The organism is Rhizobium centroccidentale (assembly GCF_030182565.1).
Lineage (GTDB): Bacteria > Pseudomonadota > Alphaproteobacteria > Rhizobiales > Rhizobiaceae > Rhizobium.
The window spans coordinates 106188-119928 of the sequence record NZ_JAQJCG010000007.1 but is presented as its reverse complement, the minus strand read 5'-3'; the positions used below and the strand labels follow the sequence as shown (position 1 = coordinate 119928).

Sequence of the window (13741 nt, the reverse complement as noted above, 5' to 3'; positions counted from 1 at the left end):
CGCTCCCTTGAAAAGCACCGTAGGGGTGCTTTACTTGAAGGCCATGGCAAAGACACACGCACCAACGCACCGCTCTCGTCTGCGATATGATCTCGCTCCCGATGACGAAGCGCGGCAGGCTCTGGACGAGACCTTTGCTGCATACGGGCAAATGATGAAACTCTTGGGCGAAATCGTTCCGGACAGAGCCGGAGCAAATCTCGTCACGCTTCACGATCTTGCCTACGAGACGATCCGCGAACGCACCGCTTTGCCCGCGCGCCTCGTGACGCTCGGCCTGCGTGATTTTGCGGCCAATCGAAGCGGGCTTGCCGATTGGAACCGGCTGCCGCTCGACGAAAAGCTCTTTGCCATCAAGGGTCCGTCAGACCTGACAATCTCGACGGTGCGCGGCCGTGTCGCCGTGCCCTTCGACGTGGCCGGCTATTTCAAAGGCTGGGACAGCAATATCCCCGCCTATCTGATCGCCGATGGAGGCCCCTACGCGATTCACATCGGGGTAACACCAAACTCTCCCCGAACGGAGGATAACATGACGATGCATGAAGGCATTCTTTCCCGCATGGGACGACTGATCGCAGGCCTCGCCAATGCCGCAGTCGACACCGTAGAAGGCGCCAACAAGGTCGCCGTCATCGAGCAGGCGCTGCGCGAGATCGACGCCGCCGCCGATGAAGCGCGTGCCGATCTAGGCAAGGCGCGCGCCGAGGAATACCGCATCCGGAGCCGCCGCAGCGAAATCGTCGCCGATCTCGACGCGCTCGACGCTAAGATCCGGCTTGCGATCACGGCCGATCGCGAAGACCTCGCCAAGGCCGGCGTCGCGCGCCAGATCGACCTCGAGGCGCAGACCGCCGCGCTCGACAAGGCGCTCGCGGATGCGAACGCACAGATCGACGAGGGCCAGAAGGCACTTCAGGCTGTTCTTGCCACCCGCCGCGAGGCGGAAGCACGGCTTGTCGATTTCAAGCGCAGCATCGCCCGCCATGCTCGCGAGGAAGCAATGGGCGAAAATCCACGGCCGACAGCGGCCGCCGGTGCAGCCCGCGCGGCGGCGGCCGTTTCCCGATTGACCGGCGTACCCTCGGGCGAGCCCGCAACAAGCGCCGAGCTCGATGAGCTTGACCGCCTGCATCGGGAGCAGGCCATCGAAGCACGCCTTGCCCGCTTCAAGGCCAGCGGCCAGTAACCGATGCACCTGTTTCTCGCACCCGAATGTGCGCCCTTTGCCATCGCGGCAATGATCCTGATCGGACTGACGGCAATCGAAATCCTGTCGATGCTGCTTGGCTTCTCGCTAAGTGAACTCATCGGCAAGCCGCATTTCGAAGGTCATGACGGAGTGCTTGCCGGCCTGCTCTCCTGGATCAATATCGGCGGCGTGCCGCTACTGATCCTGATCATGCTGGCCCTCGGCATCTTCGCCGTGACGGGTTTTGCCATCCAGACCGTCGCCGACGTGATCTGGGGACCGCTGCCGGCGATCGTTGCCTCAGTGCCGGCCCTCGCCGTCACGATCCCTCTCGTCCGGGGCTCGACGCGAACGATCGCCAGGATCGTGCCGCGCGACGAGACCTACGCCGTCGAGGCCGATGACTTCGTCGGTCGCACGGGCACGGTTTCCATCGGCCCTCTGGATCAAGGCCTGCCTGGCCGCGTCAGCGTCAAGGACGCGCATGGCAACTGGCATCAGTTGCGCGCCAGCGCCGCCAAGGGTGAAAGCCCCTTGCCGATCGGCGCCCAAGTTCTGCTTGTCGACCGCAAGGCCGACATCTTCATCGCAGTTTCCGCCCCCTCGGATCTCATGAGGTCCGATGACAAATCCTCTACGGAGCAACCTTCATGAACGGCCTTTACGACCTTATTCTTCCCACAGGCATAGGTCTCGTCCTGATCCTCGGGATCGGCTTCGTCCTTGCCTCGCTCTATGTCCGCTCGAGCCGCGATGAGGCCTATGTGCGCACCGGTCTCGGCGGCCAGAAAGTCGTGCTCGACGGCGGCTCCGTCGTGCTGCCGATTTTCCACTCGATTGCCCGCGTCAACCTCAAGACGCTGCGCCTGGAGGTCCAGCGCGGCGAGAATGATGCGCTGATCACCAAGGACCGCATGCGCGTCGATATCGGCGCCGAGTTCTATGTCCGCGTCAAACCGGACAGCTCCTCGATCGCTCTTGCCGCCCAGACGCTCGGCAATCGCACCAACGACAGCGAACAGCTGCGCCAGCTGATCGAAGCGAAGTTCGTGGACAGCCTGCGCTCGGTGGCAGCCACGATGAGCCTTGATGCCCTGCAGGAACAGCGCATGGATTTCGTCAAGGCCGTGCAGGATGCGGTCGGCTCCGACCTGCAGTCCAACGGTCTCGAACTGGAATCCGTGTCGCTGACGCGCCTCGACCAGACCGATATCAAGCACTTCAACGCCAACAACTTCTTCGATGCGCACGGTCTCGCCGCGCTGACCCGCGTCACCGAGGCGCGCAAGAAGGAGCGTAACGAAGTCGTCCGCGATACCGAAGTCGCGATTGCCCAGAAGGACCTGGAGGCTCGTCAGCAGTCGCTCGCGATCGAGCGGACGAAGCGCGAGGCGGAACTAAACCAGCAGCGCGACATCGCCAACAAGTCCGCCGCCACCCGCGCCGAAACCGCTCAGCAGGAACAGGCCGCCAAGCGCGCGGAAGAGGAAGCCCGCATCGCCGCCGAGCAGGCGATCGCCGAACGCGAAGCTGCGGCAAAGCAAGCTCGAGAATCCGCCAACATCGACTCGACCCGCGCCGTGCAGCAGCGCGACACCGAAGCCCGCCGCGATATCCAGATCGTCGCGCAGGAAAGCGCCATCGCGGTTGCCAACAAGAGCCGTGAGGAGTCTGAAGCCAAGGCAAAGGCAGAAGCCGCTCGCGCACTCGCTATCGCAGCCGAGGAAAAGGTCGGCACCGCCAAGGCGGTCGAGATCGCCGAACGTGAGAAGCAGATCGCCGTGATCGATGCGCAGAAGCGCGCCCAAACCCAGGCAACCGCCGTCACCATCGCTGCAGAAGCCGAAAAGCAGGCCGCGACCGACCAGGCCGACGCCATCAAGACGCTGGCAACGGCAGAAGCCGACGCTGCGATCATCAAGGCCAAGGGTATTCTCGAAACCGGTAAGGCGACGGCCGAGAGCGAAGCGCTGCTCAACGAAGCGCGCAACAAGCTCAGCCCCGCCATCATCGAATTCGAGATCACCCGCGAGCGCATCCGCATCGTGCCCGCCGCCCTTGCCGAAGCGGTCAAGCCGATCGAAAAGATCTCCGATATCCGGATCTTCGACACCGGCGGCATGCTCGGCCGCAATGGCAACGGTGCGGGCGGCGGCAGCGGCGTCGGCCTTGGCGAAGGTCTTGCCGGCCAGCTACTCTCCTACCAGGCCAACAAGCCGATCCTCGACCGCCTGCTGAAGGAGGCCGGCTTCGACGGCGACAATGCCATCTCGGCCCTGCTTGGCAATCTCGATGGCAAGACCAAAGCTGCCCAGCCCGAGGAAGAGGAATATTACGACGACGCCGAAGAGACGGATAAGCCTGCCTAACGGCTGCTGATCGTCAGCAAACACAAAACCCCGGAATTCCTTAGGGATTCCGGGGTTTCCGTTAAATTAAACAGTCGATGAGATCAGGGCTTCGGGCGATTTCTGAACGCCTCGGCTTCGGCGTAGAACTTCTTTTCCCATTCCTTATGATTGTCGAGGCCTTCCTTGATGAAGGGCGTGAAGATCGCCAGGTTCATCAGGGCCCAGTTGACGAAACGGGCCGGGAATTTCAGCGGCTTGACGAAGTCGACGAAGAGCACCACGCGCGTCTTGTCGGAATGGTTCCATGCTTCATGCTCATAGGCGTCGTCGAAGATCAGCGCCTTGCCTTCCTGCCAATGGCAAACCTGCTTGTCGACGCGGATGGCGAGCTTCTCGTTCGGCTCCGGCACGATGAGGCCGAGATGCAGGCGCAGCACGCCGTTATAAGGACCACGGTGAGCCGGAAGATGCTTGCCGGGCTCGAAGATCGAGAACATCGCCGTCGTCAGGCCGGGGATCTTCTGCACGGCTGCCCAGGTATTCGGGCATGCCTTGATGTTCTGCTCCGACTTCACGCCGAAGCCGAGGAGGAAGAAGGTCTTCCAGCGCGTATCCGTCGAAATGGTCTTCACGTCGGTGGAGATGTCCTGGAAGGTCGGCAGCTCGCTCTGGCGCAGCAGCACCTTTTCGAGCTCGGCGCGGATGGCCGGAAAATCTTTTTCTATCTCGGCGGCCCAGGGGAAAGTCGCTGTGTCATAGACCGGCGGATTGCCGAGCTTGGCATATTTCAGGTTGAGGCTTTCGGCCCAGGCAACGATGCCCATAAAAAAGCGGGTCATGGCGCTCGGGCGGTCCATCGGCGCAATGCCGGCGGTGCCGAAGGTCTGTTCCGGAGCAGGAGATTGGTTGGAAGTGGGAGCAGGTGCGCTCAAGGGACTCTCCGTCATGTCTGTCTTTTGGGGCGGTGCGGTCCGGGAGGAAGTTGCGCGAGGAATCCGCATGCGAATCCCGGAGCGAGAACAGGCTTGTCATTGGGAGTGCTTTGCCTGTGCTTATCCTGATCGACGCCCGACTCCTTGTGTTATGCGGTGATCTTAATAGGCGATTATATGAGTTGATTAGTCGAATTTCGCAAGAGAGTCCGTTCGCAACGAGCGGTGGTTTGTCGTGGAATAAATCTCTGCGATTCTCGAGAGGGATTCACCCCATAATCGGCAAAAATGCGGCGAAATCTGCCGATCTCCAATCACTAAGCTGTTTGAGCCTGAATTATTAGCCGGACAATTGCAAGCCCTGCTATCACGGCTGCAATCGACAGGAAAACGGACAGGCCGATATAGGCAATGGCCGGCATCCATTGGCCCCGCTCCCAGAGCACGACGCTCTCCAGCGCAAAAGTCGAAAACGTCGTGAATCCACCTAGAAGGCCTGTTGTCAGAAACAACCGCATCTCCTGCGACATACCGCCGCGAAAAGCGAAATACTCCGTCAGCAGCCCCATGAGGAAGGCACCAAGCACATTGATGATCAACGTGCCGAATGGAAACTCGATCCCGAGCAGGCGGGCGGCGACCTCGTTGACACCGAGACGGAATGCACCGCCCAATCCGGCACCGAGAAACACGACAAGATAGAGCACGACAACCTCCAGCCGTCCTTGCGTCAAACCTTTCCGACCTTATGGGCATTTTCCCGCCGCGTCTTCAAGCCGCGCTCGCGAATATGGCGAAGCGGCGTGTCGGCTGGGATGTTATCGGAAGCAGCGCTTTTGGCGATGCCAAGCCGTTGCGACAGATAGATGCTGGTGTGGCCGCTGCAGATATAGGCAAGGAAGCATGCGACAGCGAGATAGACGGTGTGCGTCGCGCCGAAGAGCTCTATGCCCATGATCATGCAGGCAAGCGGCGTATTGGTCGCGCCGGCAAAGACGGCGACAAAGCCCAACGCGGCAAAGAGGTCGACGGGCGCGCCAAGAATGGCGGCAAGCGTATTGCCGAGTGCAGCTCCGATGAAGAACAGAGGCGTCACTTCACCGCCCTTGAAGCCGGAACTGAGCGTCACGATCGTGAAAAGCGCTTTCCAGAACCAGCTCCAGTAGTCGACATGGGCGGGATCGAAGAAGCCGAGGATCGTCGCATCGCTTGGATTGGGTGACCAGACACCAAGCCCGAGATATTGCCGGGTACCGAGCAGGTAAACGAGGCCGATCAGGACCGAGCTGGCGATGACCGGCCGCAGCGGCGCGTAGGCGCAGAGCCGTTTGAACGCCGCCGACGCAGCATGCGAGACCTCGCTGAAGCAACGTGCGGCCAAGCCGAAGATGACGCCGGCAAGCCCGACCTTGATGAGCAGCAGCGCATCGAGATGGAACGTGCTGGCCGAAATGCCTGAGAGATAGCCGATGTGATACTGGATATGCTCGATGCCCCAGGCATGGCAGGTCCAGTCGGCCGCGATTGCCGCAGCGAGGCTCGGGATCAGCGCCTCATATTGCATGCGCCCGATGGTCAGGACTTCGAGAGCGAAGACGGCACCAGCGATCGGCGTGCCGAACACCGCACCGAAGCCCGCGGCAATGCCCGCCATGAGGAGGATGCGGATCTCGGCGTGGCTGAGCCGGAACACCTTTGCAAAGGCGCTGGCAATACTGCCGCCGAGTTGCACAGCCGTTCCCTCGCGCCCCGCCGAACCACCGACCAGATGCGTCAGAACCGTCGAAACCAGGATGAAGGGCGCCATGCGCAACGGCACGCCGCCGCCGGGCTCGTGGATCTGGTCGACGATCAGATTGTTGCCACCTTCCGAGCCTCGGCCAAAACGCTGGTAGACCAGCACCATCAGGAAACCCGTAACGGGCATCAGGAAGATCAGCCATGGATGATCGAAGCGCGCGGCCGTAGCCTTGTCGAGGCTCCAGAGAAACAGCGCGCAGAGCGAGCCGACGACCACAGCCATCGGCACCACGAGAACGATCCATTTGAAAAGACTGCGAAATTGCTGAAAACGATGATGAAAATAGGCGGATGCGGACATCAGTTTGCCCCTCCCGCGAAGCCGACACACGGTCTTCCGGGGACAGTGAACAAGAAACAGAAGTGGGATGACGATGAGATAACAGGCATGACTCTACTCCTTCGCCTTTCAGGCGTGCTGAGTAGGAGTCATCAGCTTCTCTGGAAAATCAGAGCAGCGGTTCGGCCACCATGGCCCGGCAGAAATCCATTACCGTTGTATTTTCCATACAGAAACAGGCCCGCCGCTGTCAACGGGCAGCAGCCGTCACACTGCCCGGGCAATCATCTCGATCGGCGCAAGCAGGCCGCCTTCGACCGACACGTTGACGTTGCTCATGCGCTCACCAGCCCGCGGGCCCATCAACGTCCGGACGCCCTGGTCTCGCACCTCGCCCGCCGCAGCGGCCCTGGCGCGCGCTTCATGTGCCAATCGGATTGCGAGAGCACTACGATCCTGCTCAAGCTCAACCGTGAAGCCGGCTTCGTCAAGCAGATGGCGATATATATCGGGGCTGCGGACGAAGCTCGTTTCCAACTCCATAGCCCAGGGCATCGGAAAGGGGAGCGTTCCCTCGCGCATCTGCATGATCTCATAAAGCCCGAAACGACCGCCGGGCTTGAGAATGCGCCTGACCTCGGAAAACAGTCTCGCCTTGTCCTCTATATTCATGCCGACGTGAATGAGCGTCGCACGATCGAAACTGCCGCTCTCGAAAGGCAATGCCAACGCGCTGCCCTGCCGGAAGGAAACCAGATCCTCCAGACCGCAGCGGGCCGTCAGCGAATTGGCGACCTGAACGAATTCTTCGGTGAGATCGACGCCCGACACGATGCATCCGTAGGAGTCGGCAAAATGGCGGGCAGGCCCGCCGAGTCCGGAGCCGATATCGGCAAGACGCAGGCCGGCGGAAAGATCCAGATCCCTTGCGAAATCCACTGTGGCCGCGTGACGACCCAGATGGAATTCATCGACATCAGCCAGATCGCGGATGCGAAGATTATCGATATCCTTACCATCGGCGGCAAGCGTTTGCAGGATCGCCGTTTCCAGCGATCCGTGCGTATAGTGGCTGGCAACTTTTTCCTCGGTAGACATGCGTGCACTCCCAAGGCCTTGCCTGAAGGCTGCCTATGATATCAGACCTTCAGTTCGCGCCGTTCAACTTCAGTCACCATGGCAAGATCCAGCACGCGCTGCAAGTTCGCAGCGTGTCTGAAGCTCGGGTCCTGGCTGCTGCCGGTCATGACAGCATCAGCAAAGCGCTGATAGTTGGTCTGGACCGGCGGCACATCGAGAACACGCCACGTCGCCGTTTCCGTGTCATCGCCGAGGCAACCGCGCAGTTCGGAACCATTCGGGCTATGCGACACTTCCAGGCCACCGCGCTCGCCATAGATGCGCAGCTTCAGCTCGTTCAGGTGCCCCGTCGCCCAGCGGCTCGCATGCACGACTCCGAGCGCGCCGTTGGCGAAATCGACCGACATCGAGAAGCTGTCATTCGCATCGAGCGTATATTCGCCGATGCGCTCGCCGGGAGCCTTCGCGAAGGTCTTGAGACGGGCAAAGACGTGATCGATATCGGTCGCGGCGCCATAGGCGGCGAAATCGAGGATATGGATGCCGATATCACCGAGAACGCCGTTCGAGCCGTGGCCCGTCGACAGACGCCAGAGCCACTTGGACTCGCTGCGCCAGTCGCCCCAGGCCTTGGAGACGAGCCAACTCTGGAGGTAGGACGCCTCCACGTGCTTGACCGTGCCGATCTCGCCCGAAATCACCATCTCGCGCGCCTTCTGCAGCTGCGCGACATTGCGATAGGTCAGGTTGACCATGTTGACGACCCCTGCCCTTTCGGCAGCTTCCGTCATTTCAAGCGCCTTTTCATAATTCTCCGCGAGTGGCTTCTCGCATAGAACATGCTTGCCTGCGGCAAGCAGCGGCAAGGTCGTCGGATGGTGCGCCTTGTCCGGCGTGACGTTGGTCGCCGCATCGAACTCACCCCAGGTGAGCGCCTCGTCGAGCGACGAGAAGCGCTTCTTGATATCGAACGTGTCGCAGAAGGCGGTGAGCCTCGTCGCATCCGTATCGACGGCGCCGACGATTTCGACGCCAGGAATGCGGGCGAAATGCTCCACATGGTTCTTCGCCATGCCGCCCGTGCCAACTACTATGAGACGCATCTGATACCTCAGCGATAACCGGCTTCGCCGGCCTGGTGCAGTTTCGGGCCGCGTTCGACGATCGGCTCCAACGCTTTTTCAACCGGCACATTCGGCGCATCATGGATGCTGGCCTGGGTACCGAGCGGGTTGTGGGCCCACTTCACGGAATTGATCAGGACCTTCTGAACGGTGCCGTTGTGATAGGTCGGGTAGGTCTCGTGGCCCGGACGGAAATAGAAGATGTTGCCGGCGCCGCGACGCCAGGTCATGCCCGAACGGAAGACCTCGCCACCCTGGAACCAGGAGATGAATACGGTTTCCAGTGGCTCCGGAACGGAGAACTGCTCACCGTACATCTCCTCGTTCTCAAGCTCGAAATGCTCGCCGAGGCCGGCTGCGATCGGATGGCGGGGGTTGATGACCCAGAGGCGCTCCCGCTCGCCGGCTTCGCGCCACTTCAGTGCGCAGGGCGTACCCATTAGGCGCTTGAATACCTTGGAGAAATGGCCCGAATGCAGGACGATGAGGCCCATACCCTCCCAAACACGCTTGGCGACGCGCTCGACGACCTCGTCCTTGACGGCGCCGTGATCCTTGTGGCCCCACCACAGAAGGACGTCGGTATCCTTCAGACGGGCTTCGCTGAGACCATGCTCCGGCTCCTGCAACGTTGCAGTGGTTGCCTCGATACTGGGATCGGCATTCAGCGCCTTGGCGATGGTGTTGTGCATGCCTTCCGGATAGATCTCGGCGACGACCTTGTTTGTTTGCTCATGAATGTTCTCGCCCCAAACGACGGCACGAATAGTCATTACGGCACTCCTCTAATACCATTAGGATTGAATAGGTTATGCGATCCAAAGCGCTTTGGGAAAGCGCCGCATTTCAAGCCTTCATCAGCCCGTTGGACCCAAGACATAATGGGTTCAAAGCGATTTGACAAAGGCAAAAACGACCATGAACAACACCTCTGTTTTCAGTGCGACACGGACTTTGAAAAGAGGTTGACGACGAGCACTCCGGCGATGATCAACGCAAGACCGATGATCGCGGCGAGATCGAGCTTCTGCCGGAAAAGCACGACGCCCACCATCGAAATCAGCACGATGCCGAGTGCGCTCCAGATAGCATAGGCGATGCCCACCGGAATGACCCGCAACGTTACCGAGAGGCAATAGAACGCCGCCGTATAGCAGATCACCAGAACGACCGTCGGGCCGAGGCGCGTAAACTGCTGCGACATCTGCAATGCCGTCGTGCCGATCACTTCAAGCACGATCGCGACCAGCAGCATTGCATAGACCGATGCGTTCGCCATTCCATTATCTCCGATAGGGCTAGAGCTGAGTGAGCTCGATCAGCCGGTCGATCAGCCTTTGACGGGCACTCTCGTCCATGTCGTGGCTGCCGAGCAGGTCGGCAAGCCAGATCCCATCGGCCGCCAATCTGACGATCGCCGCATCCACCGAGGAGTCCGTGCCGACATATTCTTCGCTGCGCTCGCGTACCCATGCGTGCCACCGCTGCCGCAATTGCGGTTCGGTGAGCAGCACCATCGTCACCTGTGCCCAATCCTTGGTGCCCTGCGGTTGGTCCCGCAGCGCCAGGCAGGCATGCAGATAAGCGCGTGTAAAGCGGCCATGCGGCAACGGATCGGCCCGCATTGCTTCCTCGATTGCAGCGTCCAACCGCTCCAGCAGGCTGTCGAACAACGCTTCCAACAGCATGTTCTTGCTGGGGAAGTGATGCAGCAATCCACCCTTGCTGACACCGGAGGCGCCGGAAACGGCATCCAGCGTCACCGCCGTCATCCCTTTTTCGGAAGCAAGCCGTGCGGCGACTGCCAGCAACTGCTGACGGACGAACAAAGGTTGCTTCTTCCTATGGTGCGCAGTGGACATGGCGACATAACATACCAGTTGGACGGTTTCGTCAACGCTCTAATCGATAGTGTCTAGGCCTAATTGTTTGTGGATGATCTCGTGTTGTTTCCTCCTCAGTTTACGGAATGATGAGCCGCATCCTTTTCATCGAAGATGCTGACCTTCGTTGCCTCCACCACGAAAGCGATCGGCGAGCCGGTGGTGATCGTCGTCATGCCGGGATCGGTACCGATGATCTTCGAACCATCCTTGAGCCGGACGTGAACGAGCGAACGGTCGCCCAGGCGCTCCACGGTTTCGACTTGGCCGCCGATATCGCCCTTTTCGGCCGTCGTAACGACCAGATGCTCCGGCCGGATGCCGAGCGTCAGTCCTGAATTCGAGAGACCATTGAGCGCTATCGCCGTTTTGATGACAGAGCCATCCGGCAGCGTTGCCGTCGCCAGCCCGCCTGCCTCGCCAACGCCAGCTATGTTGATAAAGTTCATGCCGGGTGAGCCGACGAACTGGGCGACATAGCGCGTTGCAGGGCGCGTATAGATCTCGACGGGGGTCGCCACCTGCTCGATCTTCTTGTTGTTCAAGAGCACGATACGGTCGGCGAGTGTCATCGCCTCAACCTGGTCATGCGTCACGAACACCATCGTTGCGCCCAGCCGCTCGTGAAGCTGCGCCAGTTCCACGCGCGTACGTGTGCGCAGGCCGGCATCAAGGTTGGAAAGCGGCTCGTCGAACAGGAACACATCCGGCTCGCGCACGATGGCGCGGCCGATCGCGACGCGCTGCCGCTGGCCGCCCGAGAGCGCCGAAGGCTTGCGATCCAGCAGATGCGGCATTTCCAGGATCTTCGCGGCTTCCTCGATGCGTCTTGCGATCTCGTGCTTGGGCGTTTTGATATTTTTCAAGCCGAAGGACATGTTGTCGCGAACCGTCATGTGCGGATAGAGCGCGTAGGATTGAAAGACCATCGACACTCCGCGCTCACCGGGCGGCAGCTGATCGACTCGGCGGCCGCCGATCCAAATCTCGCCGCTGGTGATGGTCTCGAGACCCGCAATCATGCGCAGCAAGGTCGACTTGCCGCAGCCCGAGCCTCCAAGGAAGACGACGAACTCGCCGCGCTCGATCGTCAGATCGATGTCGTTCAGAACCTGCACGGCACCGAAATGCTTGGTGAGGGATTTGATATTGATACCTGCCACGTTACGCCTCCTGCGGAAAATCGAATTTATCGAACTTGCCATTCGTCGCGCCCCCGCCCGACGGCTTTCGCCGAACGGGGCTTCCGCATTGGTTATTTGACGGCACCGACCGCGACACCGCGCGTGAGGGTCCGTTGGAAAATAAGGAAGAAGATGATCGTCGGCGTTATGCCGAGCAGCGAAGCCGCGGCAATTGCCGTCGGGTCCTGGGTATTGGCGCCCGACAGCACGCCCATGGCGACGGAGACCGTCTGGTTGTTGTTGGAAACGAGGAATACCAGCGGGATCAGGAATTCGTTCCAGGTCCAGATGAAGAAGAAGGTTGCAAGCACCGCAAGCGTCGGCCTCAGCACCGGCACGATCACCATCCACAGGATCTGCCAGCGGCTGGCATTGTCGATCTGCGCCGCCTCGATGATCTCGCGCGGGAAGGTCGCCAGCACCGAAGACAAAAGATAGGTTCCGAATGCGGTATGCAGCACGCCGATGATCAGGATAACCGAGAGCATCGAGTCGAACAGGCCGACCTGCTTCGACATATAGTAGAGCGGATAGACCAAAGCCTCCTGCGGCGCCATGATGGATATTAGCAGCAGGACGAGAAGCCCTTGCCCGCCGCGCACCCGGCCTATGCCGATGGCATAGGCATTCAGGAGACTTAGGACGACGGCCAGAATGGCTGTGCATCCGCTGATGAGAACGCTGTTGAAGAGCTTCCGGGGAAAATCGACGGTCGCCCAGAAGTTCTTGAGTGCCGTCAGATCGAAGCTGTGCGGAAGAGCAAGCGGGCCATTGGCGGCATAATCGGAGGGTGTCTTGATGGCGTTGACTGCCGCGAGAAAGAACGGAAAGAGAGTGCCGGCAAGGAAAACCAGGAGAATGCCCAGAACGACCCAGCGGCCGAATCCGCTTCTTACGCGATGCTCCGCCGAAACGGTGCTTGTGGAAATCGAGGATGCCGTGGCCATCTCAATGTCCTCCTTCGGCCTGCTTCGACTGCATGCGCAGGAAGAGGATGCCGAGTATGATGGTCATGACGGTCTGCAACGTCGCGATGGCTGCCGCATATCCGACGCGGTTCGTCGTGAAGAAATGGTAGTATGACAGATAGGATGGAACCGTCGTCGCATTATCCGGCCCACCTGACGTCAGAACATAGATCGGCGCAAAGACCTTGAGCGCCGCAATTAGTGTCGTGAGTGCAACGACAAAGATTTCGGGCATTAGCATCGGAATGGTGATGGCGCGGAAACGCGCGAACCAGCTCGCATTGTCGAGCTCGGCGGCCTCGTAGAGCGAAGGATCGACGCGTGCCAATCCGGACATGAAGACGACCAGGCAATAACCGACCTGCACCCAGACGATGACGGCCGAAACCGCCCAGAGCGCATAGCTTGCATCCCCCAGCCAGTTCTTAGCCATGAAATCGAGGCCGATCGCCTTCAGCACCGCATTGATGATGCCGATAGGATTGAGAATCCATGCCCACAGCACGCCGGCTGCGGTCAGCGGCAGGATCTGCGGCAGGTAGAAGCCTGCGCGAAAGAAGCTCGACCATGTCTCGCCGAATTGCGCACTGATATAGTCGAACAGCACGGCCGCCAGCACGAGGCCCAAAAGGATGGGCACGATCGTCATCGAGATGATGAACAGAAGCGTATGCTGAATGGAGCCCCAGAAAGCGGTATCCTGAAGCAGCCTGGCATAATTTTCCAGACCGACATAACGCGGCGGGATGACGCCGCCCTTCCACGTGGTGAAGCTGATCGCGAAATTGGCAATCAGCGGAACAAGCACGATAAGAACAAACCCCAGCACGCCCGGGATCATGTAGAGATAGTACCCCGCCCTGCCGGCGCTCTTCGACTTATCCATCGAAATCCTCCAGTCCGATACGGCAAGGCGGCATGAAAGCCGTCTTGCCGTTGTGATTGTC

14 protein-coding genes and 1 riboswitch are annotated in these 13741 nt (G+C 60.2%); of the genes, 3 read left to right on the top strand and 11 right to left on the bottom strand.

Going from position 1 to position 13741, the window contains the following annotated elements; translation table 11 throughout:
* Positions 1-43 precede the first annotated feature (43 nt).
* From PH562_RS11865 to PH562_RS11855, 3 genes are read left to right on the top strand one after another with little or no spacing between them, the layout of a single operon-like run.
* Positions 44-1189, top strand: a complete 1146-nt coding sequence (locus tag PH562_RS11865) for a PspA/IM30 family protein (protein ID WP_285173191.1) — start codon at positions 44-46, stop codon at positions 1187-1189.
* Between the two features lie 3 nt (positions 1190-1192).
* Entirely contained in the window at positions 1193-1846 is a 654-nt protein-coding gene (locus tag PH562_RS11860) for an OB-fold-containig protein (protein WP_285173190.1), read from the top strand.
* The gene (locus PH562_RS11855) at positions 1843-3561 is read left to right on the top strand and encodes a flotillin family protein (RefSeq protein WP_285173189.1); all 1719 of its coding nucleotides are present in this window, start codon (positions 1843-1845) and stop codon (positions 3559-3561) included. Before PH562_RS11860 ends, PH562_RS11855 begins: the two co-directional genes overlap by 4 nt.
* A gap of 83 nt (positions 3562-3644) precedes the next feature.
* On the opposite strand, the gene olsC is transcribed toward PH562_RS11855, so the two are convergent.
* From olsC to PH562_RS11800, 11 genes are all read right to left on the bottom strand, one after another.
* The gene (gene olsC, locus PH562_RS11850; protein WP_285173188.1) at positions 3645-4490 is read right to left on the bottom strand and encodes an ornithine lipid ester-linked acyl 2-hydroxylase OlsC; all 846 of its coding nucleotides are present in this window, start codon (positions 4488-4490) and stop codon (positions 3645-3647) included.
* A gap of 302 nt (positions 4491-4792) precedes the next feature.
* Positions 4793-5182 (bottom strand): fluoride efflux transporter CrcB, encoded by a 390-nt coding sequence (gene crcB, locus PH562_RS11845; protein WP_285173187.1) that lies wholly within the window; start codon positions 5180-5182, stop codon positions 4793-4795.
* A 23-nt stretch (positions 5183-5205) separates the two neighbouring features.
* Complete coding sequence (locus PH562_RS11840; RefSeq protein WP_285173186.1) at positions 5206-6576, bottom strand: voltage-gated chloride channel family protein; 1371 nt, start codon at positions 6574-6576, stop codon at positions 5206-5208.
* 115 nt (positions 6577-6691) lie between these two features.
* Positions 6692-6779: riboswitch (Fluoride riboswitch) on the bottom strand.
* Between the two features lie 43 nt (positions 6780-6822).
* A complete protein-coding gene (locus PH562_RS11835; RefSeq protein WP_285173185.1) occupies positions 6823-7653 on the bottom strand; it encodes a class I SAM-dependent methyltransferase in 831 nt (276 codons plus the stop codon).
* Positions 7654-7694: 41 nt separating this feature from the next.
* On the bottom strand, positions 7695-8738 hold the full coding sequence (locus PH562_RS11830; RefSeq protein WP_285173184.1) for a Gfo/Idh/MocA family protein: 1044 nt from the start codon (positions 8736-8738) through the stop codon (positions 7695-7697).
* An 8-nt stretch (positions 8739-8746) separates the two neighbouring features.
* Positions 8747-9532, bottom strand: coding sequence for a ThuA domain-containing protein (locus tag PH562_RS11825; protein ID WP_285173183.1), 786 nt, complete (start codon positions 9530-9532; stop codon positions 8747-8749).
* Between the two features lie 164 nt (positions 9533-9696).
* Positions 9697-10038, bottom strand: coding sequence for a DMT family transporter (locus PH562_RS11820; protein ID WP_285173182.1), 342 nt, complete (start codon positions 10036-10038; stop codon positions 9697-9699).
* 19 nt (positions 10039-10057) lie between these two features.
* Positions 10058-10621: a TetR/AcrR family transcriptional regulator gene (locus PH562_RS11815; protein ID WP_285173181.1), complete on the bottom strand. Its 564-nt coding sequence runs from the start codon at positions 10619-10621 to the stop codon at positions 10058-10060.
* 95 nt (positions 10622-10716) lie between these two features.
* Positions 10717-11805, bottom strand: a complete 1089-nt coding sequence (locus PH562_RS11810) for an ABC transporter ATP-binding protein (RefSeq protein ID WP_113230011.1) — start codon at positions 11803-11805, stop codon at positions 10717-10719.
* 92 nt (positions 11806-11897) lie between these two features.
* Complete coding sequence (locus PH562_RS11805; RefSeq protein ID WP_113230010.1) at positions 11898-12773, bottom strand: carbohydrate ABC transporter permease; 876 nt, start codon at positions 12771-12773, stop codon at positions 11898-11900.
* 1 nt (position 12774) lies between these two features.
* Positions 12775-13680, bottom strand: coding sequence for a carbohydrate ABC transporter permease (locus PH562_RS11800; RefSeq protein WP_285173180.1), 906 nt, complete (start codon positions 13678-13680; stop codon positions 12775-12777).
* Positions 13681-13741 lie beyond the last annotated feature (61 nt).

Bases quoted from the DNA above. Each gene is read 5' to 3' on its own strand.
- PH562_RS11865 (WP_285173191.1), top strand. From the start codon at position 44: ATGGCAAAGACACACGCACCAACGCACCGCTCTCGTCTGCGATATGAT.
- PH562_RS11860 (WP_285173190.1), top strand. From the start codon at position 1,193: ATGCACCTGTTTCTCGCACCCGAATGTGCGCCCTTTGCCATCGCGGCA.
- PH562_RS11855 (WP_285173189.1), top strand. From the start codon at position 1,843: ATGAACGGCCTTTACGACCTTATTCTTCCCACAGGCATAGGTCTCGTC.
- olsC (WP_285173188.1), bottom strand. From the start codon at position 4,490: ATGACGGAGAGTCCCTTGAGCGCACCTGCTCCCACTTCCAACCAATCT.
- PH562_RS11840 (WP_285173186.1), bottom strand. From the start codon at position 6,576: ATGTCCGCATCCGCCTATTTTCATCATCGTTTTCAGCAATTTCGCAGT.
- PH562_RS11835 (WP_285173185.1), bottom strand. From the start codon at position 7,653: ATGTCTACCGAGGAAAAAGTTGCCAGCCACTATACGCACGGATCGCTG.
- PH562_RS11830 (WP_285173184.1), bottom strand. From the start codon at position 8,738: ATGCGTCTCATAGTAGTTGGCACGGGCGGCATGGCGAAGAACCATGTG.
- PH562_RS11825 (WP_285173183.1), bottom strand. From the start codon at position 9,532: ATGACTATTCGTGCCGTCGTTTGGGGCGAGAACATTCATGAGCAAACA.
- PH562_RS11820 (WP_285173182.1), bottom strand. From the start codon at position 10,038: ATGGCGAACGCATCGGTCTATGCAATGCTGCTGGTCGCGATCGTGCTT.
- PH562_RS11815 (WP_285173181.1), bottom strand. From the start codon at position 10,621: ATGTCCACTGCGCACCATAGGAAGAAGCAACCTTTGTTCGTCCGTCAG.
- PH562_RS11805 (WP_113230010.1), bottom strand. From the start codon at position 12,773: ATGGCCACGGCATCCTCGATTTCCACAAGCACCGTTTCGGCGGAGCAT.
- PH562_RS11800 (WP_285173180.1), bottom strand. From the start codon at position 13,680: ATGGATAAGTCGAAGAGCGCCGGCAGGGCGGGGTACTATCTCTACATG.